The organism is Gleimia hominis (assembly GCF_002871945.2).
In the GTDB taxonomy this organism is placed as follows: domain Bacteria; phylum Actinomycetota; class Actinomycetes; order Actinomycetales; family Actinomycetaceae; genus Gleimia; species Gleimia hominis_A.
Genome location: NZ_CP126963.1, coordinates 2,079,153 through 2,103,784, shown reverse-complemented (window position 1 = coordinate 2,103,784; position 24,632 = coordinate 2,079,153). Strand labels below are relative to the sequence as shown.

The window sequence follows — 24,632 nt, the reverse complement described above, 5'->3', positions numbered from 1 at the left end:
CCGTCTAGACGTGCAAGGAACTGTTTCGACGTGCAAGGAAGCGTTTAGACGTGCGAGGAACTGTTTCGACGTGCGAGGAACTGTTTCGACGTGCGAGGCGCTGTTTAGAACGGTATCGCCATGGCGGGGACGAGCAGGATTTTCGTGATTATAGAAAACGCGAACAAACCAGCGTACGCAGCTTCAACGCGTTCGTCCGAAACTTTGGCACTCGCTTCTTGGTACACGGCGGGCTGGCCAAGGAACCCTGCTACCGCCCCAGCCGTGCGCGGCGCTGAAAGCTTTAGGAACCACCCGGCGAATACGATCAGGATCAATGAAGCCGCTACGGTTACGACCGCCAGGAGCACGGCCCGCCACCCCAAGGGGCTGGTGAGGATACCCCAGAATTCTGACCCAGCTCCAAGCCCTAGGGCTCCTAAGAAGAACAGTAGTCCTAGCTGACGGATGGTCAGATTCGCCGCTTCCGGCATGGACCACACCAGCACCCCGGTGCGGCGTAAACCGCCGAGCACCATCCCAACGATTAGTGGACCCGCAGCGGCCCCCAGACTGAAAGTACCCCCACCGGGCATCGGGAATGTCACCAGGCCTAGGAACATCCCTAAGACAAGTCCGAGGCCTAAAGCTAGCGCATCCACCTCACTAACTCGTTTTTCCGAGTCCCCTAGATAAGCGGACACGGCCCGTAATTCTGCGCTAGGTACCGCCACTGAAACCTGGTCTCCGGGCTGTAGTTGGAGCTCATCGGTAGCAAGTATTTCCAAGTCACCTCTACGTACCCTTGTGATAACCGCCCCAAATTTTACGGGCAAGTTTAAGTGAGCAATGGACCTACCGGCAACGTCGGGGTTTGAAACGGTGATGCGTTCAAAGTCAACATGGCGCCGGTCGTCAGCCAGGTGCTGCGCCGCCTCTTCCCCCACTTCCCGTATTGCAGCTTCCACTGCTTGAGGCGGGCCTACAATAACGATTTTATCGTCAGGTAGCAGATCTTCCCCTGGGACGACGACGCGCGTGCGGTCCGCGCGACGCAGGTATGACATGCGCACTCTGCCTTGTTTCCACGCGTTAACATCGCGGACGTTGACCTGTTGTTTGACGTGTGCCGTACGCGCTTCCAGCCTAGTCCCAGCCATTGAGGGGGTGTCTTTTTCACCTTTCCACTTAGCTACAGCTACCATGCTGACTGCTATGAGTCCGACGAGGACTCCGAAGGGGTACCCAACTGCGTATCCGGCGCTGGGAGCGGCTGTGTCAGTTAGTTGTAATGCCGTGTCTAACGCGGGCGCGGCGGTCAACGCTCCGGTGTAGAGCCCTGCAGTTAAATCAAATGGCACATTCAGGCTGAGAGCCACTAAGACCGCAACTACCGCACCTAATATCGAAGCCAGCGCCGCAGCTACCATAAGTGGTGTTTGCTGGCGAAGCTGCGACATGAATGTGGACCCAGCTGAAATTCCTACGGTGTAGACGAATAGTGCAAGCCCCATGCTTTGCAGCAGCGCCATGTTTTCCCCGAGTGCGGGATGTGCAGCCGACAGTGCGAGACCCACAAAAAGTGCTCCCGCGGCCCCAAACCGAAGCGGCCCAAACCGCACTTGCCCCAACGTGGCGCCAAGTGCGACAACCAGAAAGAACGTGAGCAGCGGGTGCTCGGTAAGTAGTTGAAACAATATTTCTCCCTCGCGGTGGTTACGGCTACGATTGCGCGGGTAGCATTGCGCTATGAGCGATGATACCGCGAGAGTAGATACGTGGCTGTGGAGTGTGCGCCAGGTCAAGTCTAGATCTAAGGCCTCTGCCGAGTGCCGTGCGGGACACGTTAAAGTCAATGGCAAGACCGCTAAACCGAGCCAGAAGGTTGCGGTGGGTGATACCGTGACGTACCGCGTTCAGGGATTTGACCGGGTTCTTGAGGTTCTTCAGGTACTAAAAACCCGAGTGGGAGCTCCGTTGGCGGTGCAGGCTTACGCGGATCACTCAGAGCCGCGACCGGAGCCGATGCGGTTGTTTATGCCTGTGCGTAGGTTACCGGGTAGTGGACGTCCGACGAAGCGGGAACGTCGTCAGCTTGACGCTCTGCGTGGTCGGGACACTAATGAGGGAAGGTTCCGCTAGCGTTCCCGGAGTGGTTTTACTCGTTTTCTCCGTAAGCTACCTCTAGCGCGTGTTTCCACGTGCCATAGATTTGGCGCATGGATGCGCCTGATGGTACCCGGTTATCGGATTCTCGGGCCCACTCGGTGTAGGCCGCGTAGGAGGCTACCTGATTCTGTTCTTCGCATTCATTGATGAAGGTTCTAAGAGCCTTGACGCGGTCTTCTGGTGAGAATGTGACGTTTGCACGGCCGAGTTTTCCGTCGGAGCCTGCGTCTAAACCGACTTGCTCGAGCGCTAGCGACCAGCGCCCGCCTAGACGAGCGATGATCGTCTGCGACGTTGGTGGCCACAGTTGTTTTCCTTTGGCAGATTGTAGCCGCAGGTCGCGCAGGACTAGTCGACGGACGGCATCGTAACGCGTTACGGAGAGTTTTCCACCTTCGGTTTGGATCATCGCGTAGGAGCGGTTAGCACGTTCGGTGATTTTGCCGGCTATCTCTTCGGCGTCGTTTACCCTCAGACGTTTCAGAACTTTAGTGAGCTCTTCTCCGTCGAACTTGTTTGAAGATGATGCGAGCTCGTCAGAGTTAACGCCATTTGCGTAGATGTAGCAAAGCGTTAGCAGTAGCAGCTCTTGCGAAAACGCCTGTTTTTGTATCATGGTCGATTTGATAGCTCCTGCATTCTAGTACGTCACGTGACCTAGAGGCTTACCTTACAGTCACGGGCCAACTTGTGTTATTTGAACCGATCGAATGTTAGCGGCCTGTTATGAAGAAGTGGAGCGAAAGATTCCCAGTCTTGCGTCTGTAGTTTCTCTAATACGGCTTTCAAAGCTGCCCTAAAAATTCTTTTGCCAGTAACCAGATGTTTCCAAATGTTTACCGGATATTAAAGATCACTTCACAAATTCGCAATCACTTTCTTTCTACCAAATAGGCCTCGTACATTCTTTCTATTTGCTTATAGTAGATCATTTTACGCAACGTTATGTTCCGAGTTTTAGCACCACTAACATTACGCATCAATGACGCCGAACAGAGCTGCTTTTCTCAGCACTTCCCACCCCACAAGAGCGTTCGCTTTTGAGAAAAGATTTCCATTCGCTGGCTCTAAGTTACCATATTGGCGAGCCACATCACACCCTACTTGAGTGCATTAACCCGGGTTTTTCAGCAAATTCCCAGGTTTGCATATTGGTGCTGCATTCACCGCCTCCTAACGTTATACCGTGGCTAATATTATGGACAGCACCATAGCGCTATTTAGGATTAATTGCGAGACATTTCTTGAAGCTGGGCATAGATTCTTTAAAAATGCTCGTTAGTGCGCAAAGAATTGTGTTAGCGCATTTACTTTTCAGCATTGCGGTTGACCGCTCACTATGGGTGGTGTTCACATTCAGAACAACCCATATGTTTGCGTTCGTAACAATCCCGGATAGGCTTCATGCCCGTTTGGTATCGTTGCGGTTTTCCGACCGCCTGAATCCGCTCACCGCTTGTTATCTAGACGCGGCTTGCCAACCACACGCCGCTTGCCGACCACCTACGCTCCCCCACTACTCCTTATCTCAACGCTGTTTGGCCGCAGTTTTCGCTTCTGAATAGGGATTGGGAGCTGTATAGACTAGGGGGTACTTAGAGATTGTCAAGGAGGCATCAATGACTGGACTGAATGTACCAACAATTACGCTGAATGATGGCCATAGGATTCCCCAGCTTGGTTTGGGTACGTATAAAGTTACGCCTGAGGATGCTGCACGTGTGGTTCGTGAGGGTGCTGGCCTCGGTTACCGTCATTTCGACACCGCCCAGATGTATCACAATGAGAAAGAGGTTGGTGAGGGTCTGAGGGCCGCCGGGCTTGAGCGTTCCGAGTTTTTTCTGACGACTAAGCTGAACAATAATAACCACGAACCCGATGACGCCCGTCGGAGTTTTGACCAGTCTTTGAAGGACTTGGGGGTGGACTATGTGGACTTGTTCCTCATTCACTGGCCACTTCCTACGCTTTATGATGGGGACTTCGTCAGCACTTGGAAGGTGTTGGAGGAATTCCACGCCGATGGCCGAGCGAAGTCGATAGGCGTGTCGAATTTCCAGGTTGACCACCTGCAAAAGGTTCTGGATGAGGGCAGCGTTAAGCCTGCGATTAACCAGATTGAGGTACATCCTTTCTTGCCGAACAACGAGGTGCGGGAGTTCTGCCAAAGTCACGATATTGCGATTGAGGCGTGGTCGCCTCTGGCACGTGGAAAAGTGATTGACGATCCGGTACTCACAGAGGTTGGGAAGGCGCACGGTAAGACAGCTGGGCAGGTGGCGTTGCGTTGGGCTATTGAGCGTGGCGACATCGTGTTCCCCAAATCCCTCAGGAAAGAGAGGATGGCGGAAAATGCGGACATTTTCGATTTCAAACTCACGGACAAGGACAAGCACATCATTGAAGGCTTGGACTTAGGTGAGGAGGGCCGGACAGGCTCACACCCGGACACGATGGATCGCCTGTAAGCCGGAACACGGTGAGTGCTCATAGCCAGAACCGTCAAGGTCCAATCGAGCAATGAGCTAGTACGTAGCAGGTAGGTACCACCTTAGTTGCAGACAAAAAAGGGGTCGCCCACGTTTTCTGTGGACGGCCCCTTTTGCTGAAAACAAGCTGTTTCTTATTCAAAAACAAGTTGTTCAAGAACAGGTTTCATAAGAAACCAGTTGTTCACAAACAGTTTCCTTAAGAGACAGGTTGTTCCAAATCGGGTTTGAGGCAGATGTGCGCCTCGTGACACTGTCTGACGCAATCGCGTTACTGATCGATAACTTTGTTATCGCCAGCGTTGTGCTGCACCTGGATCTTGCGAGGCTTTGCCTCCTCAGCAACCGGAATGGTCAGCGTCAATACGCCATCTTCGTACTTAGCACCGATCGCATCGAGCGCAACCCCGTAACCGAGTGTCAGTTGACGAGCAAACGTGCCGACCGGGCGCTCGCGAGTGAGCCACTCAACCTTCTCACCCTCAACTTCGGAACGTTCAGCACGCACAGTCAGCGTGCGGTCCTCAACATCAATATCAATGGACTTTGGATCCACACCTGGCAGATCCATCTGCGCATAGTACTTATCGCCATCGCGGTAAAGGTCGAGTGGCATTGCCGGCGACGTCGGCGTCTGGCGCAGCATCGCATCCATCATGCGGTTCATGTCGCGGAACGGTTCGTAATACCTAGCCATTTTTCTTCCTTTCTGTCTTGCAACACCTCCATTCTGGCACTCTTCCCCTTTGAGTGCCAAGCAAAGTTGAGTGCAATTCACTCAAGGCTGAACAAAACGCTTAAATTGGCACTCAACAAACCAAATAAGACTCATCGAGACCGCAGAACTGAAAAACGTAAGCAAGCTGAAAAACCGTAAGCGACCTGAAGCAGGCGTAAGCAAGCTGGAGAAAACATGAGCAAACTGCACCACGTTCAAAAAGCAATACCCGCAAACTTAAACAAGACACATCGACCAACACCAACAGCCTGAATAACGCGCGTGACGCAAGACCGCAGAACCTAAATAACGCGCGTGAAGCAAGACCGCAGAACCTGAATAACACGCGGCAATTCACTGACGGCTTAACCGGGCGTACGTTGGCTTCTACACGTGAGACAGTATAAAAACTTTCAGGTAACTCGGGTATTTTCTAAGTATGGATAACACGCAATCACTCGACGAGATGCTCGCGAACATGGACATCCAATCGCAGGGCATCTATGTTTTCGCTAATCTTGACGAGATTCCAGAGGGGGTTGAACCCTTCGCTACCGTGCGCGAAAAAGAAGGGACCACGATCGTCATTTCGGAGGATCGAGCCGAAAAAGCTGGGCTTCCAACCGATAACCGTTTTGCACGAATAACCTTAGAGCTGCCCTCTTCCCTGCTTTCGATTGGCCTTGCCGCCACCATCGGCCAGACTCTGGCAGCGCGTTCTATTACCTGCAACCAGCTAGCTGGTTTCCACCATGAACACCTTTTTGTTCAGGTCGATAAAGCCGATGAGGCACTGTCAATCATGCGGGACCTCAAAGAGCAAGCCAAAGGTTGGTTACCTCGTTAACAGACACCGTTTTTATTCGATAACCCGTTACAATACACCGTTTTTGCCTGAGGGCCGGCACTGCAGAGTTCAACAATGCGTAAGCGTCGGCCCTAAGGGAAAGGATCTTCTTACCCAAAGGTTCCGCAAAATCGTGCGCTAGACGTTATAGGCTGGTGGATATGGCAAGAGAGCGCACAAAGATGCATTCAATAGACCGCCTCGCAGATGGGACTGTGAAGCAAAAGAACCTACTTACAGGCACAGAGGTGTGGACGGTACCTGGGCGTGACCACCGCCCTCTCGCGCCTCTTGACCCTAGTATCGAACCCATCGACCAAGCTCAGGCAGGGCGTTACTGCGCGTTCTGCGAAGACCGGTACATAGAAACCCCTCCGGAGAAAGCCCGCGTAATCCGCGACGCAGCGGGTAGTTGGCAAACCCTCACAGAGCTCTCAGCTTCCGAACTCAATCAGACGGTAGCTGAGTTCCGCCGGATCCCGAACCTCTTTGAGATCGTCTCTTACAACTACTGGCACCTAAACCACGGCCACGTACCCTCAGAAACTGAACACCGCCGAATGGCTGACTACCTCGCCCACCCGCAAGGGTACGACCACGTGATGCGCGTGGTTAAAGCCAGGTTGAAAGCGTCCGGAATGTCCGAAGAAGATTACGCAAGCTTGGACGACGCCCAACTGTTAGCGCACGCCAACGGTTTCTTCTCGGGCGGACACGACCTCATCGTCGCCCGCCGCCACTACACGGACGACGCTAAAACAAACGTTGAACTCGCATCGTCAGGTACCCTCACGGAAGACGAACACTACCAGTACATGCAGTTCACCGCTCAAACCATGGAGGATCTATACGGACTCGACCCCGCGGTCCGATACGTCGCGTGCTTCCAAAACTGGTTGAAACCCGCGGGAGCCTCGTTCGACCACCTCCACAAACAGCTGGTGGCTATCGACGCGCATTCCGTGCAAACCGCGGCGGAACTACGCCGTATCCGCAAAGATCCACAGATCTACGAGCAGATCCTGTCCGTTGGAGTAACCGGGGACCTCATACTAGCCCAAAACGAACACGCAATTGCCATGGCGGGGTGGGGACATCGCTACCCTACTATCGCAATCTGGCCATTGGGGCCGGCGCGTAATCCGTGGGAAGTCTCGCCCGAAACGATGCGTGGCGTGTCAGACATTGTGCACGCCGCACACGCCGCAACAGGCAGCCAAGTACCCTGCAACGAAGAGTGGTACCACCGCCCCCCAGACATCAACACGCCCATGCGTTGGCGGATGCTGCTTAAATGGCGTATCTCCACTCTTGCGGGTTTTGAAGGGGGGACGAGAATCTACCTCAACACGATCGACCCGTGGGGTGTTCGCGACCGCGTCCTGCCACAACTACACCAACTTCGTGACGAAGGAAAAATAAGTTCAGATATCGCTCTTGGAAGCGAATGCCACGTTTCAGCCGACTTACTATCCTAGGTCAACGAACTAGTTTTCTGCTGGCCTAGACCAGCGTGCTAACTTTACATATATGCGCGAACTGAAACTGAACTCTCAGAAGAACTTTCTGCTCGGACTTTCCGTATACGTTCTCTGGGGGTTCTTTCCACTCTACTTTTCGCGCCTCGCCCCCGCAGGAGCATTCGAAGTTATTGCGCACCGAGCCATCTGGGGCCTCATTTTCTGCCTTTCATTAATGGCATGTACCGGACGCTTGAGGCAGTTGCTGACCCTGTGGAAAGACAAACGCACCTTCTGGTTTCTCGTGCTAGCCGGGCACGCCATTGTTATCAACTGGGGCGTGTACGTTTGGGCCATCTTGCACGGCCACACCGTGGATGCTGCGTTGGGGTACTTCATCAACCCCCTTGTTACCGTGTTTCTGGCGGCAACCGTGCGGCACGAACGGTTGAATGCTCTGCAAGCATCGTCACTGGCGTTAGGCGCCATCGCGATTATTGTGATGATCGCCGGGCTGGGGTACGTACCCTGGGTTTCGATCGGCCTGCCCGTAACGTTTGGGGTTTACTCCCTCATAAAGAAACAGGTTTCTACCACTGCACCCGTAGTGACCGGCATGGCGTTGGAGACCATGGCGGTCGCGCCGCTATTGATTGCGTATTTTGTTTACCTCGTGTGCACCAGGGGTACCTCGTTTCATAAACTGGCGCGTCACGGGGCGGGAGCAGAAGCCATGGTTGGGCACTTCGCGCTTTTAGTGGGTGCCGGACTGGTGACAGTTATTCCGCTGATTATGTTCGCCATGGCCGCTAGAGGCCTGTCACTCACCGTGCTTGGACTGTTGCAATACACCTCTCCGATTATGCAACTGCTAATCGGTGTGTTCATCTTTCACGAACCGATGGAACCTGCTCGCTGGGTAGGTACCCTCATCATTTGGCTTGGATTAATGCTCCTCACCTGGGATTCACTGCGGTCAAAACGACACCCACACGCTTAGCAGCATGCGACATCTGGTAGACGGGGTACTTTGAATAAGCCGGAGGTACTTTGGACACACGAGGGTACTTTGAGCAGGCAAGGGTTGTTGGACTCTTCCGCAGTGCATTCGCACCCCCGGTCTCAATTGGGCATGATAGAAGTAGATAGCGAACCACGTTCATCTTATTGAGGAGGAACTAATGAACGTCCCATACAAACTTGCTACAGCCGGCGCACTCGCAGCTGCGGGCTTTGCGGCAAACCAGATTGTCAACCAAGGCTGGAAGGTATTCACCGGGCACGAATCCCCTCAAAACGAAGATGAAGACCAGGTTGAACTAGTTGAACTACTCGTTTTCGCCGCAATTTCTGGCGTACTAGCAACAATGGCGCGCCGGTACGTGCTGCGTGGTACCAAGAAGGCCTTCGCTAAATCCATCTAGTTTCCTGCTTAGCTCGCTGAGAATCTAGAAAATAAAGTGCGCCTTAGTTATACAACTGGCGCGCTTTTGTTTTAGATACGTAGTCGACTGTTAGTAAAACAGAAGGGTTCAACCTCGCTTTAACCGACATTTTCTTTGGGCTCTGTCGACAAACCAGACATCCCCGACCGACATCTCGGAAGGATCCAACCAAGTACTTACGCTCCCCCAACCAAGTGCTCGCGCCCGCAGCCACGTGGCCGAACAGACCCCGACGGGGCGTTAACGCTGATCTTAACCAAGCGCTCAGACTGAACTCATGGGGGATGCGATGAGTTCGCAAACTGCTTCAACAGCCTTCTCATCGTCCGAGGTAACAGTTACCTCATCGCCATATTGCGCACCTAAAGTCATGATCATCAGGCCGGACTGTGCCTCGACAGTTTCTTCTCCCAACGAAATATAAACCGGGCTGGTAGCCCGTTTCGCTTCTCGCGCAATAATCGCTGCTGGGCGGGCATGTAACCCCACTTCGGAGGCTACGGTGGCACTCCGTTTAACCACGGGAACCTCCTTGTTTTAGTAATATTCGCTCCTCCCATAGGTTTCCACATTTTCCTTATCTTTACTAACCCCTTTTTCGTGCTTTTCATTACAAATACTCAAACCCTATTAAGAAAACACGTATCTTTGTTCTAGGTACCCAAGTACCCCCTTGCAGAAAGGACGTGGCTAAGGTGGCACAGGAAAAGCCTGAACAAACAGTTCTATACGGCACTCCAGTGGTAGACGGGATCGCGTACGCACCAGTCGTTTGGACACGCCGGCCCCCTATTCCAGATTTAACAGCACCGGACCTGCCTGAGGAAAGACGCGGCGAGGAAGCCAAGAAATTCACGCAGGCTGCCGATGAGGTCACTGCGAAACTCCAAGAAAGAGCGGATTCCACCACGGGGCACGCGGCCGCGCTCCTATCGGTAACCGCGTCGATCGCATCCGACCCAGCTTGGCGTAAAGAAGTAACCAGAATGATCCGCCGCGGCACTCCAGCGGTACAGGCCACAATGCATGCAACCGACCGGTTTGTTACCAAGTTCGAAAAAGCCGGTGGGATCCTCGCTGAACGCACCACTGACCTGCGCGACGTGCGCGACCGCGTGATTGCGAAGCTTCTTGGTCGTGAGGAACCGGGTATCCCAACCCCATCTGAACGGGTCGTACTATTCGCTGACGAACTCACTCCCGCTGACACCGCCGACCTAGACCCAACCCTGTTCGTCGCCATCGTCACCCAACTTGGCGGGCCCACTTCCCACACCTCCATCATTGCCCGCCAACTCGGGTTACCTTGCATCGTTGCGGCCCGTGACATTTCTGATATTGATGAGGGTACCTACGTTCTGGTGGACGGTCAGCGCGGCACCATCCGCACGGACGCAACCCCTGAGGAAGCGCAGCGACGCGTCGACGCAGACCGTGAGCGCGTAGAACTCATCCAGAAATGGTCGGGGCCAGCGCAGCTAGCTGATGGTACCCCCGTGGAGCTACTAACAAATGTGCGCGATGGTGATACGGCCCGCGACGGCCGGTCAGTTGGCGCACAAGGCGTGGGCCTGCTCCGCACTGAGCTGTGCTTTCTGGGAGCAAGTGCAGAACCAACCGTTGAGCAGCAGCGCGCACTGTACCAGCCTGCGTTCGAGGCGTTCCCTCATTCTAAAATCGTTTTTCGAACCCTAGACGCCGGTTCGGACAAGCCCGTTCCCTACGCGACCCTAACGGATGAGGCGAATCCAGCACTGGGGGTACGTGGGTTGCGCACATCGGGGCATAATCCCGGGTTGCTGCTCCACCAGCTAGATGCGATCGCCCAGTGCGCTCACGCGGCAAACCATGAGGACACGTGGGTTATGGCCCCCATGATTTCTACGATTCCTGAGGCCGAATGGTTCACAAAGCTCGTTCACGAACGCGGGTTGAAAGCCGGCATCATGGTTGAGGTACCCTCCGTGGCAGTGCTGATTGACCAGTTCATGGAAATCGTTGACTTCGTGTCCGTCGGCACAAACGATTTGACGCAATACGTAATGGCTGCTGACCGTCTGTCCGCAGATTTAGCGGAGTACTCAGACCCGTGGCAGCCTGCCGCGCTTGCACTCATCTCGAATGTGGCGCGCGCCGGTATCCGTTCAGGTACCCCCGTCGGGGTGTGTGGTGAAGCCGCAGCTGACCCACTACTTTCTTGCGTGCTAGTAGGCATGGGGGTGACGTCGCTGTCCGTGGCTCCTCCGGCACTTAAAGCAGTTGGCGCGCAACTGAGCCAGTTCACGTTGGAGCAATGTCAAGAAGCTGCTCGCGCAGTTCGGGCCGCGCGCGACCAGGGGGATGCGCGGCACCGGGCTCGGCGTGTATTTGAAATCTAACCCTTCTTTTGGCGGCGCAATCTGGTGACTAATCTGCCGAGCGTTATTTCTGCTCGGGTACGAGAGGGAAATATGCCGATAAGTCTGTTCGTTCCCCGGACGCCTGTACCTCACCGTTTTCCACCAGGTACCCCCACTGCTGAACTCCAGTAATGAGCCCCAACCAGGCGTCCGCACGCATTTCCACAACTGCAGGTGGGGTACCTCGCCGGTGCGTGGTACCCCCTAGGATCTGCACCGCACCATACGGAGGTACCCTCACCTCCACTGAACGACCCGGCACAGTCGCCGCGAGCTCCTCTAAACTCCACCGCACGGCCGTGGCGACCGTAGGGCGCGATCGCTCGCCCGCCCGCCAACTCGCCACCGCGTTTAAACCCTGCGAGTCACTTATCCGCCGTTTCATACTTCCTCAGGTACCCCCTACATATTGGGCGAAAATATCTCACCTTCAATATTGTAGGAAGAATTCAGACGGGCTGGTTAGATAACAGCTGGTCGGCCAGCTACGCGGTGACTGGTTAGATAACTCCGTGGGCGAGCATGGCATCAGCAACCCGTTCAAAGCCCGCAATATTGGCACCCAGAACGTAGTCTCCGGGCCGACCGTATTCTTGCGCGGTCGCAACACAGTCGTCGTGGATCTGCTGCATGATCTTCGACAGTTGCGCTTCCGCCACGTCGAACGACCAGTGTGCCCGCGACGCATTTTGCTGCATTTCTAGCGCAGAAGTCGCAACCCCACCAGCATTCGCCGCTTTACCCGGACCAAACAGTACGTGCGAGGACTGCAGAAGCTCTATCGCCTGCGGTGTAGTTGGCATATTCGCACCTTCTGCTACCACGTGACAACCGTTCTTAAGTAAAGATTGGGCGTCGCACTCATTCAACTCGTTCTGCGTGGCACACGGCAGAGCTACATCACAGGGTACCTGCCACACGTTTCCAGATTCGAAGAACTGCGCACCGGCTTTACGCTCCGCGTAGTCAGAAACGCGCCCGCGTTCAACTTCCTTCACTTGTTTCAGCAGGTCCACGTCTACCCCCTCTGGATCATGTACCCACCCCGATGAGTCCGATAGGGTTATTGGCTTCGCCCCTAACTGGAGGGCTTTCTCAATCGCGTAAGTAGCAACATTGCCGGAACCAGAAATAGCTATCCGCTTACCCTCAATCGACTCGTTCTTTACCGCAAGCATGGATTGCGCAAACATAACTACGCCGTAGCCAGTTGCTTCCGTGCGCACCAGCGAACCACCGTACCCAAGCCCTTTACCGGTAAGTACCCCCGCCTCAAATCGGTTCGTTAAACGCTTATACTGCCCAAAGAGGTATCCAATCTCGCGTCCACCCACACCGATATCTCCCGCGGGTACGTCCGTGGCCTCACCGATGTGGCGGTACAACTCGGTCATAAATGATTGGCAAAACCGCATTACTTCGTTATTAGACTTTCCATGTGGGTCAAAATCAGAACCACCTTTTCCACCCCCGAGGCCCTGGCCTGTCAACGCGTTCTTGAAGATCTGTTCGAACCCGAGGAACTTAACGATGTTGCGGTTGACCGTTTTATGGAAACGCAAACCGCCCTTGTACGGCCCAAGAGCGGAGTTGAACTCTATGCGGTACCCTCGGTTAACCCGCACTTTCCCCGCATCATCGATCCACGGAACGCGGAAGATAATTTGCCGTTCTGGTTCCACCAGGCGCTCCAGAAGTGCATAGTCAGCGTAGTGTGAATGCCGGTTAATTGCCGGCTCTAAGCTCTCCAGCACTTCCCGTACCGCTTGGTGGAACTCTGGTTCAGCGGGATTGCGACGCTGAACTTCTTCGAATACCTCTTCGACTCGGCTCATATATCAATTCCTCCTTAAGACCGACTCTCGCCAGCCGCCTTACGTTTACTCATGCGTCTTCCCTCCTGCGGGCCCTCAAGATCGTGTCTTTCGACAGGGGGTACCTACAGGTGTTTACAACACCTAGGCATTACCTCATAGAGGGTACTTTCAAATAGGAAAGTAATAGTCACTAAAGAGTAAACCGCAGCCAACGTAGTTAGCGATAGTTTTAATTCGGAGTTTTCCACATTTACACCTGTGAGTACCACCACGCGAAGCACAGATTTCTGCCACTGACACCGGTTCCCGCAGAGGAGATACACAGGTGTGTACACAATTTCACATTTCTTCCGCAGCGGGGAAAATGCTGTAGTTGACGCGCTTTACTAAGGGGGTACCTGAAGGAAATGGGTGTATTCACACAGTTATCCACCGGTTTTTCCACAGGTGTGAGGATAAGTCCACAAACTATTTACACAGTTGTGGAAACGCCTGTGGATAACTTAGTAAGGCAGGTTGTCAAATTACAGTTTCACACCAAATTTGAATCCCAAACGTGTAAGACTCGGTCGGCCGGTTCACAGCTGCATGCGCGCGACCGCGTCTTCAACTATCAGCTGCCACAAGTGCGGTGTGGACGGCGCACCATCCACCAGGCCCACCGACACCCCCAGGTTTAGTCCCTGCCCGGGTTTGCGGGCGTCCCACGCATGCGTGAGCGCGACCGCATCTGCGTTAACCTGCCCCGGTAGGTCCGTCACAGCTTTTTCCAATGCAGCCTTTTGCATTAACGCGTCAACACAGACCCACACTTGCGCAAAATCCACAGACGCCGCGATTCTACTGGCGATCCGGTGATGCGTTGCAATTTTAGAGTTAATTAACGTCAGAACAATTGCTTTTTGAGGTACTTGCGCTCTCAATTGTTCAAATTCTTCTGCGCTACGCACGCGGCGTTGCTCACCGGGCAGCACGGTTCGTGCGCCCCCTAGCACGACTTCTGTGTCTACTCCGCGTCCTTCTAAGCGTCCTCGTAACCGCACGGCCACGTCAACAGCGGTTTCACTAGCACCTTGCTGACCCACTACCAGCAACACGTCGCCGGCAGCAGCGTCAACCACGCGGACACCACCGGTGGGTAGTCCCTCGGGAAATCCTAATGTGCGCAGAACTTTCTCATATTCTGAGGAAGCGGGGTCCAGCGTCCACTGCGAAACTACGGGGGTAGACGCCGAATCTGCGGGCGGTTCGGGCGGTTCCGCGTTGATACGTCGAGCAGCGTCGGCGAACGGAAGCGGGGTGTCTGAACTAGCAAGTTTCGCCACTGCACGCCGGTGGTCAAGTTCGGCGGCACGCAACCCGCCTTGAACTCGCCTTTCTAAAGCTTCTGCCTCACTATTTGGAAGCGCTGTATCCGCTTCAAACGGGTCGGAAGCAGTATTTGCGGCCGTTGCATAAAGACGCCGGCGGGTTTCGCGCAATAACCGTTCTAGTTCTACTGCTTCGCTCACACCCACACCTCAACTAACTCGCACCTATCGCGGGAAATGCCTACAACGCCCATTCTTTCACGGTCTACCGCAATGGCCAATATTCAGAAAGTAGCCGCTAAAAACCCAGCTTCCCTCCAAAAACCAAGCCCCCACAAAAAAGCAAGCCGCAAAAACCAACCCCCCACAAAACCAAGTCCTACAAAGGCAATCCCCGCACCGGAATAGTCGCAGATAAAGCGAGGGCCTGCACCGGGTGGGTGCAGGCCCTCCAGGGTATGGATAACTACTTAACCCTGCGTTACCGCTTCAGAGCAGCCTACTTTTGAGCAGTAAGCTACTTCAAAGCAGCGGTTATGTGCTACTTCTTCGCAGCGGCGATGCGATCGCGGAACTTCTTGAGCTGTTCGCGGATCTCTTCCGGTACCTTGTCGCCGAACTGTTCGAAGTATTCCTCGGTGGAGTCCATCTCGGCTGCCCAAGCGTCTGGGTCGATGTCGTACATCTTGTCCCAAACAGTCTTGTCGATGTCGAGGCCGTCGAGGTTGAAGTCCTCAAACTTCGGGTAAAGGCCGGTGACGCCTTCAATCGCCTCTACCTCGCCAGCTGCGCGGCGAACGATCCAGTCGAGTACGCGGGAGTTGTCACCGTATCCGGGCCACAAGAACTTCCCGTTCTCGTCTTTGCGGAACCAGTTAACCTGGTAGACCTTCGGGAACTTGTCGCCGAGCTTCTTCTGCATCTCGAGCCAGTGACCCCAGTAGTCTGCCATGTTGTAGCCGCAGAACGGCAGCATCGCAAACGGGTCGTGACGCAGTGAACCAGCTTTAACGTCGGTCGCTGCGGCAGTGACCTCGGACGCCACCGATGCGCCGATGAATACCCCGTGAGCCGGTTCGTACTGCTCAGCTACGAGAGGTACGTTCGTGGCGCGACGGCCACCGAACAGGATCGCGTCTACCGGCACACCCTCAGGTGCTTCCCAATCGTCACAGATGATTGGGCACTGCGAAGCCGGGACTGTGAAGCGCGAGTTCGGGTGAGCCGCAACTTTACCTTCCTTCGCGTCAGCTGGCGTGAAGTCGTTTCCGCGCCAGTCAATCAAGTGTTCAGGCATCTCACCGTCGATGCCTTCCCACCACACGTCCCCGTCGTCCGTCAACGCCACGTTAGTGAAGATGGAGTTCGCCTTTGCGGTCTCCATTGCCATCGGGTTCGTGTTGTAGCTCGTGCCGGGTGCAACACCGAAGAAACCTGCTTCGGGGTTGATTGCGCGCAGGCGTCCGTCTGGTCCTGGACGCATCCACGCGATGTCGTCCCCAACCGTTTCCACTTTGTAGCCAGGGATGGTGGGCTGCAACATCGCGAGGTTGGTTTTACCACAAGCGGACGGGAAGGCAGCGGTTACGTGGTACTGCTTACCGGTCTTTTCGCTGGTTAGACGCAGGATGAGCATGTGTTCCGCCATCCAGCCATCACGGCGAGCCATCGTCGAAGCGATGCGGAGTGCGTAGCACTTCTTGCCGAGCAGCGCGTTACCGCCGTAACCGGAGCCGTAAGACCAGATCTCGTTGGTTTCGGGGAAGTGGGTAATGTACTTCTCGTCGTTGCATGGCCAAGCGGTGTCTTTCTCACCTGGCTCCAGCGGCGCACCCACTGAGTGAACTGCAGGTACCCAAGGACGACCCTCGTTGATGAGGTCCATCGCTTTAGCACCCATGCGGGTCATGATCCGCATGTTAACCACTACGTAAGGTGAGTCAGTGATCTCGATTCCCAGTTGAGAAATCGGGCCGCCCAGCGGACCCATTGAGAATGGCACCACGTACATGGTGCGGCCCTTCATGGCGCCGCGGAATACACCGTTTTCGCCGATGAGGGTTTCTTTCATCTCTTTCGGATCGGCCCAGTGGTTCGTGGGGCCAGCATCTTCTTCTTTCTCAGAGCAAATGAAAGTACGCGACTCTACACGCGCCACGTCTGAAGGTAGTGAACGGGCGAGGAAAGAGTTTGGACGCTTCTCCTCGTTCAGTTTTGTGAACATTCCGGATTCGACCATTTCGCTGGTCAACCGGTCCCATTCTTCCTGCGTACCGTCAGAGAACTCCACCTTTTCCGGTGTGGTTAGTTCCGCAATCTTCGCTACCCATTCAACAACTTCTTCGGGTGCGTTAGACGGAGCGGCAGCTTTAACGTCCTGCAATGTAACGGTCATACTTAGCCTCCTGGGCATTTGTACTTCCTGGATGCGATTTGCATCCATTGGCTAGGTTCCAAACCGATTTTGGAACGGTTCGGATCACATGTTCAATCATCTCCCATTCACCGTTTTTTTTGCGGGCCGGGAGTCCCAAAAACACGTGTGTCCAAGTCCACAGTACAGGTTAAAAGCGCAGATTTCATTGTTGCGTTGAGATTTATACCTTTTGCGTCGTTCCCCGTTTTTTCCCTACCCGACCTGAGGCGCCCGCCCGGCCCGTAGGTACCCTCACCGAACGCCACGGCCTGCTTGCAACGTGAGGGTACCTAGCCTGCGTAGGCGGCTCTACGAGCGAGGGTACCTAGCGTCCTAAGTGGCTCTACGAGCGAGGGCACCTAGCGTCTTAAGCGGCTTTACGAGCGAGGGTACCTGGGGGGCTCAGAGGTCGAATTGGTGTCGGACAATCACTTCGTCACGCCCTGGCCCGACGCCGATTACGGATACGCGGCACTTCGAAAGCTCTTCTAGGCGCTCGATGTAGTGGCGCGCAGCTTCAGGTAGGTCGTTGAAAGACCGCACACCGGTGATGTCCTCGCTCCAGCCGGGGAGCATTTCATAAATGGGTTTGGCGTGGTGGAACGCAGTTTGGTCTAACGGCATTTCATCTACGCGCTGTCCGTCCACCTCGTAGGCGACGCACACAGGAATCTGCTGGTACCCGGTGAGCACATCCAGTTTGGTGATCACCAAGTCCGTTAGCCCGTTGATGCGCGACGCGTACCGGCTGACCACTGCGTCGAACCAACCGCAGCGGCGCGGACGCCCGGTGGTGACTCCGAACTCACCGCCGCGTTCACGCAGCTCATCACCTTCGGCCCCAAATAGTTCTGTTGGGAACGGTCCTTCCCCCACGCGCGTGGTGTATGCCTTTGACACACCAACAACCGCGTCGATCCGCGTTGGTCCCACACCCGAACCGGTGCAGGCTCCTCCGGCGGTGGGGTTTGAGGAAGTCACGAACGGGTACGTGCCGTGATCAATATCGAGCATGGTGGCTTGCCCCGCTTCAAACAGCACGGTTTTACCCTCGTCTAATGCATTGTTTGCCAGCAGGGAACCGTCAACCACCATGGGTTTGACGCGGTCTGCGTACGACAGTAGCTCACGCGTCACCTCATCCACATCCACTTTCGGCTTGTTGAACACCTTGGTGAACAGGTGGTTCTTGTTCAGCAGCGCCCCTTCAACCTTCTGCCGCAAGATGGATTCGTCAAACAGGTCTTGCACGCGAATACCGATTCGGTTCATCTTATCCGCGTACGTTGGGCCAATTCCCCTACCGGTGGTCCCCAGTTGCCTTTTCCCAAGGAACTTCTCACTCGTCCGGTCCAGGAGCCGATTGTATGAGGGGATGATGTGCGCATCTGCCGAGATTTTCAGCGAAGACGTGTCCATGCCTCGGGCTTCAAGTGCGTCAATCTCTTCAAACAAGACTTCCAAGTCGACTACTACGCCATTGCCAATAATTGGGGTGACGTCTTCTGAAAGGATCCCGGCGGGCAGTAGGTGGAGCGCATATTTTTCACCATCCACCACCACGGTGTGTCCTGCATTGTTACCGCCGTTAAACTTTACAACAATGTCCACATCGGATCCGAGGTGATCCGTTGCCTTACCTTTACCTTCGTCGCCCCATTGGGTTCCGACGACAACCACCGCTGGCATTATTTGCCTCCAAAGCTAGCCCTCACGGGCATCTATTCCCGCAAGATGTGTCCTTGCGAGGTAGAAACTTCGGTTCTACCTCCAAGAGTTTACCCGAAAACAAATGCGGGGCCGGCATCTACAGGCACTCCCATGGGAGTCCCGCAGATCCAGCCCCGCACAGAGCGTTAAAAACGCTTGCTATATTTCAGGCACTTACTGCACAGTGAACCTACCTGGCGTTAGTCCGCCATCACCTCGTCGGTGAGTGGGGTGCGGTTACCGAACCGGTGGTTCGTAATCGACACGGCCTGTTCGTGGACGAACGGGAGGATTTCAATGCGCCCACAGCTCGTGACCGGCTCGTCGTAAACCGCCACGTCAATGGCCCCGTTCACTGCTTTACGCAGCGCGTCGCCGTCCTCACCCACCACTCGTACACGTTCGTCAAGCGCGTAGGATTTATGCGACATGCGCGCGTGGAACGCAGTTTCTGCTTCCACTTTGTATTCAATCCCGTAGTCCGCCAGCAGGGTTTGCACTTCTTGAGGGAGCGCCCGCGCAGACGATACCTCAAGCCCTATAGGGGCCACGCCTCCTCCGGCGAACACTCGTACGGGTTCGCCGGCGTAATCGACAGAAACCTCACCAACAATCCGCTTCGGATCCACAATGTGCCCCGCGGATAGGGACGCAGACAGAATGCGGAACACTTCGTACTGCGAGGCGTCCGCACCCAACCGGACCGTCACTGGTGTGGGAATGTAACGCAAAATGTTGCGTTCCACTTCTACCTGTGAGGGGTCGTGCTGGGCATCGAACTCGGTGTCTGCGGCGTGTTGGTCCGACTCGATGGCTTTAACGAGTGTTTCGTAATCGCGGTCCGACAAGATTGGTTCCGCCGCGTTCAACAGGGAGCGCAACGCTGGTTTACGCACGTGCGCATCGTGTTTAACCGCTGGTGGGAACGGTGAATGTTCGCGTTCTTTCGCGGTTGCGACGGGCACGGGTTCGAAAGATCCGAAACCGAACAGGTAGTTCGGCCCACCCGCTTTCGTGCCTTCACCAACCACACTGCGTTTCCACCCACCGAATGGTTGCCGACGCACGATCGCGCCCGTGATACCGCGGTTCACGTACACGTTCCCAGCTTGGACGTTATCTAACCAGTAGTTGATCTCGTCTGCATCCAGCGAATGCAACCCGGCGGTCAACCCGTAGTCAGTCATGTTCTGAGCGTCGATTGCTTCCTCAAGCGTGTCGACCCGCATAACTCCCAACACCGGGCCAAAGTACTCAACCATGTGGTACTCGGACCCCACTTCAACTCCGGAACGCAGCCCTGGGCTCCACAGGCGGTTCGTGTTGTCGAGCCGGCGGGGTTGCAGTTCCCACCGCTGCCCGGGTTCCAGCTGAGTTAGCCCGCGCATCAGTTTCTCTCCAGGCTCGTCCGACAGCGGCCCCATTTCGGCAGCAAGATCGTTGCCCCACCCAATGTGCAGTGATTCAACCGCATCTATGAGCTGGTCGTGCACTCGCTTAGAGAACCCGGTGGATCCCACCAAGATCACGTACGAGCATGCGGAGCACTTCTGCCCGGCGTGTCCGAACGCGGATGCGACCACGTCTTTCACCGCCAGGTCGAGGTCCGCTGATGGGGTAATGATGATCGCGTTCTTACCTGAGGTTTCCGCCATGATCCGCATGGTCGGGTCCCAGCTGCGGAACTTCTGCGCGGTTTCGGAACCACCCGTTAGCACTACGCGGCCAACGCGTTCGTCTGTGACGAGTTGTTTTCCAAGGTCGCGCTCCGACAGCTCCACAAGTGTCAGCACGTCCTTGGGCACCCCAGCTTTCCACAAGCATTCTGCAAGTAGTGCACCACAACGTTTTGCGATCCGCGCGGGTTTCAGCACCACGGTTGAACCTGCGGCCAGCGCAGCGGCCGTGCCTCCAAAGGGAATTGCAAGCGGGAAGTTCCACGGCGGAGTGACCACTGTTATCGGCACGGGGCTGAACCGCGCGCCCTGCAGTTTCTCTAACTCCAGGGACTGCTGGGCGTAGTAGTGGGCGAAGTCGATTGCTTCCGACACTTCCACGTCCGCTTGCTGTAGTGATTTACCAAGTTCAGAACCCGCGACCTCAATCAGTTCACCGCGACGCAACCCCAGTTCCACACCCGCACGGTGCAAAATGTCAGCGCGTTCACGTGCCGGCCGGGCCGCCCAAGCTTTCGATGCCTGGTAGGCGCGTGCCAGTTTGTCATCGAGTTCTTTAGAGGTCTTAACGAGTGCTTTTTCAATCGTGTCCTCCCCCAGTTTGGAAGAGGGTACTTTCGAAGCGATCTCGCGTGCCCACTGCAGGTTCGCAGGTAGGGATGGGTCAGAGTCTGGCGTGTTTTCGAACGTCCAGTCTCCCGATGGGGTTTTCACGGGTTTCGAAACTTGTTCCGCGTTTTCCATCAGCCGGTTCTGGTGCCGGTTTGCACCAACCCGGGAGGTACCTTCACGTTCCATCTGTTCCACGGCAGCTAAGAAGCGTTGCTTCTCTTTTTCGAACGCTGCGGCTGAGGTGCCAATGTCGAAAATGGATGCCATGAAGTTGTCGTCCGCCGAGTTCTCTTCCAACCTGCGCACCAGGTAGGAGATCGCCACGTCGTACTCTTCGGGCCGCACCACCGGCACGTACAGCAGTAGGTTCCCCACGTCTTCCCGCACCGCGGACGCCTGCTGGGTCGCCATCCCAGACAGCATCTCTACTTCCACGTTGTCTGTAACCCCGCGGGCGTTCGCCAGTTCCCACGCGGCCGCGATGGTGAATAGGTTGTGGCCAGCCACCCCAAGATGCACGTTGCGAGTGCGTTCAGGCGTCATCGCCCAGTTGAGGATCCGCAGGTAGTTCGCGTCCGTTGCCTGCTTGGATTCCCACGTGGTGAGCGGCCAGTTCATCATCTTCGCGTCCACGCGTTCCATCGCTAGGTTCGCGCCTTTCACCACCCGGACTTTGATGGGCGCTCCTCCGCGGGCCCGCCGATCCGCCGCCCACTTCTGCAGGTCTTTCATAGCGTTGAGGGTGTCGGGAATATACGCTTGCAGCACGATTCCCGCTTCGAGCCCCAGAAGTTCCTCACGCCCTAAAATCTTCTTAAACACGTCGATCGTGAGGTGTAGGTCGCGGTATTCTTCCATGTCCAAGTTAATGAACTTGCGACCTGGCGCCTTAGCTGCGTACTGGTACAGCGGGAGAAGCTGCTTAGTTGCGTGTTCCACCACCTGGTCGTAGCCCCAGGGGTTATGTGGGCCGGTAACCGCGGAAACTTTGAGGGACACGTAGTCCACGTCGTCGCGCTCAAGAAGTTCACGCGTGTCCCGCAGGCGTTTCTGCGCTTCCTTATCGCCCAGTACCGCTTCGCCAAGCAGGTTCATGTTGAGGCGTGATCCCTCTTGCTTGAGGCGTTTAATGGCTGGCCCGAGTTTGCCTTCGCTGACGTCTACAACCAGGTCACCAACCAGGTGCGCGAACACTTTGCGTGCTGCCGGGACAACAGCTTCAGGTAAGACCTTGCCTGCCAGTCCACCAACGAGAGCTGGGGTACTTAGGTACCACGGCAGAAAATCAGGGTTTTTCGCACCGATTTCCGCCATGTGTTGCGCCGCGACCTCTTGGTCTTCTGGGCGAACAACACCGTCGACGAACTGCACTGTGTAATCCAGGCCCTCTGGGTCTTCAAGCACATCGGCCAGAAGCTTCGCTGCTTTATCAACCGGGTATTTGGTGGATTCGTCAGCCCAACGCTGGGCTCTGGTGAGGGCGCGATCCGCTATTTGCCGCATTTCGCCTACTTCAGTCATAACTCCCCTTCTTAATTTCATATGTGTGTTGCACTAGGATTGCCAATTTGTTGCTTTCCCGGTCGCTCAGATATCTCTCAGTGTACTGCCTACACGCGTTTTTAGTGCCCTAAGTCCCAGCTTTACTCAACAAACCTAAGGCACAATAGCTCACTCATTTTTGAAGTCAACCAGCAGGTACCAGCCCGGGAACCGGTAAGGCCCCCGCGGGCGCCAGCCGGTCTACTCCTGGGAACCGGTAAGCCCAAGCCCGGGAAACAACAGGTACCCCCGCCGCATAGACGTGCGTGTTTACGGCCCCGTTCGCGGCCAGTCCCTCAAGAAATAATTCCTGAGGGACGCGAACGAAAAACTGTAGCTGCACAGTAACCGCGAAAGTAAAATACTTCGCCCACAACTTAGTGTGTGCTTACGTAGTGTGCGCTACGCACAGAATGGTTAGCTGGCGTCGAGAGCTTCGAGGTGCTCGTCAAACTCCTTGTCGATCTGCTCGTTCGGTTTGTAAGTGGCCTTCGAAACTGCCCAAGCTACCAGTAGGTTGCCGAGGAAGCCGGGGACGATCTCATAAACATCGAAGATGCCGCCGGAAATATTACCCCACACGCCTACGATGATGGCACCCGTGACCATGCCGGCAATGGCGCCTTTAGCGGTGAATCGCCTCCAGTACAGTGACAGGATGATGGTGGGGCCGAACGAAGAACCGAAACCGGCCCACGCGAACGCGACCAGCCCCAAAATCGTGTCTGACCTGGGCCATGCGAGCAATGCCGCCAAGATGGAAACCCCAGCAACCGCGATTCGGCCGAGTAGTACCCCGTCGTTACTCGAGAGTTTCCGTTTGGTAAACGCCTTGTACAGGTCCTCAACGATGGCGGAGGACGTCACCAGCAGCTGCGCAGAAATCGTCGACATGATTGCCGCCAGAATAGCTGCGAGCATGAAACCAGCGATCAGGGGGTGGAACAGCAGTTGCCCCATGGTGATGAAAATACCTTCTGCGTTCGGGAGTTTACCGGTGTCGTGCTGGTAGATTGCAGCACCACAAAGGGCGGTGAACGTGGCCCCTAAGAACGCCAGTAACAACCAGGTTATGCCCACGCGGCGGGCGCTTTTAGCTTCGCGAGCACTGCGCAGCGCCATGAACCTCACGATAATGTGCGGCTGCCCGAAGTACCCCAGCCCCCAGGCGATACCACCAATAATGGTGATGACGGCGGCGCGGCTGCCATCGCCAGTGAAACGCAGCATCGTGGGGTCGAGTTGTTGCACAGCGCTGAACATTTCAGAGAAACCACCGAGGTGCCAGAGTGCAACCACGGGAATCGCGACCAGTGCGGTAACCATCATCAGGCCCTGCACTACGTCCGTCCACGACACTGCGAGGAACCCACCGATCAGCGTGTAGAGAACTACGATGGCGGACACTATGATCATGCCGACGTGGTAGTTCATGCCGAAAGATGCTTCGAAGAATGTTCCGCCAGCAACCATGCCGCTCGACACGTAGAACGTGAAGAAGACCATGATGATTACGCCCGAGACCACGCGGATAATATTCGACTTATCGCGCAGGCGCGAGTGCAAGAAGGAGGGCACTGTGATCGAGTTGGAAGAAACTTCCGTGTAGGCACGCAGCCGTGGGGCCACGAACTTCCAGTTCAGCCAAGTCCCCACCGTTAGGCCCACTGCCATCCAGGCGTCAATGAATCCGTTTAAGTAGATTGCGCCAGGTAGTCCCATTAGGAGCCAGCCGGACATATCTGACGCCCCGGCTGAGAGCGCCGCTACGAACGGGTTTAAGGTACGTCCACCCAGCATGTAGTCGTCAAGATCATTTGTCCGGTTGTATGCAAACAAGCCCAGCATGATCATGACAACGAAATAAATGATCATCGCTATGGCTTGGTAGTTGCTGATATTCACAGCGCCTCCTTGCAATTCTCTATCTTTAGGCATCGTTGCTCGGTTAGTTCAACGTACCAGAATCTTGACGTCAACATACTTAAGGTCGAACATTGTTACGCACTTGTTATTTCCCGCACCCGGGTTTCCATTACCCTC

The 24,632-nt window shown here is 55.4% G+C and carries 19 protein-coding genes; 7 read left to right on the top strand and 12 right to left on the bottom strand.

The window, feature by feature from the left end:
- Nucleotides 1–104: 104 nt before the first annotated feature.
- Nucleotides 105–1,676, bottom strand: a complete 1,572-nt coding sequence (locus tag CJ187_RS09155) for an aspartate:alanine exchanger family transporter (RefSeq protein ID WP_102216361.1) — start codon at nt 1,674–1,676, stop codon at nt 105–107.
- A 52-nt stretch (nt 1,677–1,728) separates the two neighbouring features.
- Between CJ187_RS09155 and CJ187_RS09150 the strand changes: the two genes are divergently transcribed.
- Nucleotides 1,729–2,121 (top strand): RNA-binding S4 domain-containing protein, encoded by a 393-nt coding sequence (locus tag CJ187_RS09150; protein ID WP_102216362.1) that lies wholly within the window; start codon nt 1,729–1,731, stop codon nt 2,119–2,121.
- 16 nt (nt 2,122–2,137) lie between these two features.
- On the opposite strand, the gene CJ187_RS09145 is transcribed toward CJ187_RS09150, so the two are convergent.
- Complete coding sequence (locus tag CJ187_RS09145) at nt 2,138–2,764, bottom strand: hypothetical protein (protein WP_102216363.1); 627 nt, start codon at nt 2,762–2,764, stop codon at nt 2,138–2,140.
- 1,003 nt (nt 2,765–3,767) lie between these two features.
- On the opposite strand from CJ187_RS09145, the gene CJ187_RS09140 reads away from it, so the two are divergent.
- On the top strand, nt 3,768–4,616 hold the full coding sequence (locus CJ187_RS09140) for an aldo/keto reductase (protein WP_102216364.1): 849 nt from the start codon (nt 3,768–3,770) through the stop codon (nt 4,614–4,616).
- 292 nt (nt 4,617–4,908) lie between these two features.
- Here the strand turns inward: CJ187_RS09140 and CJ187_RS09135 are convergent, their stop codons facing one another.
- The gene (locus tag CJ187_RS09135) at nt 4,909–5,334 is read right to left on the bottom strand and encodes an Hsp20/alpha crystallin family protein (protein ID WP_102216365.1); all 426 of its coding nucleotides are present in this window, start codon (nt 5,332–5,334) and stop codon (nt 4,909–4,911) included.
- 460 nt (nt 5,335–5,794) lie between these two features.
- On the opposite strand from CJ187_RS09135, the gene CJ187_RS09130 reads away from it, so the two are divergent.
- The 4 genes from CJ187_RS09130 (at nt 5,795) to CJ187_RS09115 (ending at nt 9,086) form a co-directional block, all read left to right on the top strand.
- Nucleotides 5,795–6,202 (top strand): ACT domain-containing protein, encoded by a 408-nt coding sequence (locus CJ187_RS09130; protein ID WP_102216366.1) that lies wholly within the window; start codon nt 5,795–5,797, stop codon nt 6,200–6,202.
- A 161-nt stretch (nt 6,203–6,363) separates the two neighbouring features.
- Complete coding sequence (locus tag CJ187_RS09125; protein ID WP_102216367.1) at nt 6,364–7,680, top strand: DUF4921 family protein; 1,317 nt, start codon at nt 6,364–6,366, stop codon at nt 7,678–7,680.
- A 52-nt stretch (nt 7,681–7,732) separates the two neighbouring features.
- On the top strand, nt 7,733–8,662 hold the full coding sequence (rarD, locus tag CJ187_RS09120) for an EamA family transporter RarD (protein ID WP_102216368.1): 930 nt from the start codon (nt 7,733–7,735) through the stop codon (nt 8,660–8,662).
- Between the two features lie 181 nt (nt 8,663–8,843).
- The gene (locus tag CJ187_RS09115) at nt 8,844–9,086 is read left to right on the top strand and encodes a DUF4235 domain-containing protein (RefSeq protein ID WP_102216369.1); all 243 of its coding nucleotides are present in this window, start codon (nt 8,844–8,846) and stop codon (nt 9,084–9,086) included.
- A 285-nt stretch (nt 9,087–9,371) separates the two neighbouring features.
- On the opposite strand, the gene CJ187_RS09110 is transcribed toward CJ187_RS09115, so the two are convergent.
- Nucleotides 9,372–9,629 (bottom strand): HPr family phosphocarrier protein, encoded by a 258-nt coding sequence (locus CJ187_RS09110; RefSeq protein ID WP_102216370.1) that lies wholly within the window; start codon nt 9,627–9,629, stop codon nt 9,372–9,374.
- A 164-nt stretch (nt 9,630–9,793) separates the two neighbouring features.
- Here CJ187_RS09110 and CJ187_RS09105 point away from each other — a divergent pair, with 164 nt between their 5' ends.
- Nucleotides 9,794–11,485 carry a phosphoenolpyruvate--protein phosphotransferase gene (locus CJ187_RS09105; protein ID WP_233187330.1) on the top strand — a complete coding sequence of 564 codons (1,692 nt, stop codon included), beginning with the start codon at nt 9,794–9,796 and terminating at the stop codon, nt 11,483–11,485.
- A gap of 43 nt (nt 11,486–11,528) precedes the next feature.
- On the opposite strand, the gene CJ187_RS09100 is transcribed toward CJ187_RS09105, so the two are convergent.
- From CJ187_RS09100 to putP, 8 genes are all read right to left on the bottom strand, one after another.
- Entirely contained in the window at nt 11,529–11,891 is a 363-nt protein-coding gene (locus CJ187_RS09100) for a sterol carrier family protein (RefSeq protein ID WP_102216371.1), read from the bottom strand.
- A 115-nt stretch (nt 11,892–12,006) separates the two neighbouring features.
- Nucleotides 12,007–13,341, bottom strand: a complete 1,335-nt coding sequence (gdhA, locus tag CJ187_RS09095; protein WP_102216372.1) for an NADP-specific glutamate dehydrogenase — start codon at nt 13,339–13,341, stop codon at nt 12,007–12,009.
- A gap of 560 nt (nt 13,342–13,901) precedes the next feature.
- On the bottom strand, nt 13,902–14,834 hold the full coding sequence (locus CJ187_RS09090; RefSeq protein WP_146003078.1) for a hypothetical protein: 933 nt from the start codon (nt 14,832–14,834) through the stop codon (nt 13,902–13,904).
- A gap of 340 nt (nt 14,835–15,174) precedes the next feature.
- Complete coding sequence (locus CJ187_RS09085; RefSeq protein ID WP_102216374.1) at nt 15,175–17,028, bottom strand: phosphoenolpyruvate carboxykinase (GTP); 1,854 nt, start codon at nt 17,026–17,028, stop codon at nt 15,175–15,177.
- Between the two features lie 423 nt (nt 17,029–17,451).
- Nucleotides 17,452–18,738, bottom strand: a complete 1,287-nt coding sequence (locus tag CJ187_RS09080; protein ID WP_102216375.1) for an adenylosuccinate synthase — start codon at nt 18,736–18,738, stop codon at nt 17,452–17,454.
- Between the two features lie 221 nt (nt 18,739–18,959).
- Nucleotides 18,960–22,568 (bottom strand): proline dehydrogenase family protein, encoded by a 3,609-nt coding sequence (locus tag CJ187_RS09075; RefSeq protein ID WP_102216376.1) that lies wholly within the window; start codon nt 22,566–22,568, stop codon nt 18,960–18,962.
- Nucleotides 22,569–22,734: 166 nt separating this feature from the next.
- A complete protein-coding gene (locus tag CJ187_RS09070) occupies nt 22,735–22,932 on the bottom strand; it encodes a hypothetical protein (RefSeq protein ID WP_146003079.1) in 198 nt (65 codons plus the stop codon).
- Nucleotides 22,933–23,006: 74 nt separating this feature from the next.
- Nucleotides 23,007–24,494, bottom strand: a complete 1,488-nt coding sequence (putP, locus tag CJ187_RS09065) for a sodium/proline symporter PutP (RefSeq protein ID WP_102216377.1) — start codon at nt 24,492–24,494, stop codon at nt 23,007–23,009.
- Between the last annotated feature and the right edge of the window lie 138 nt (nt 24,495–24,632).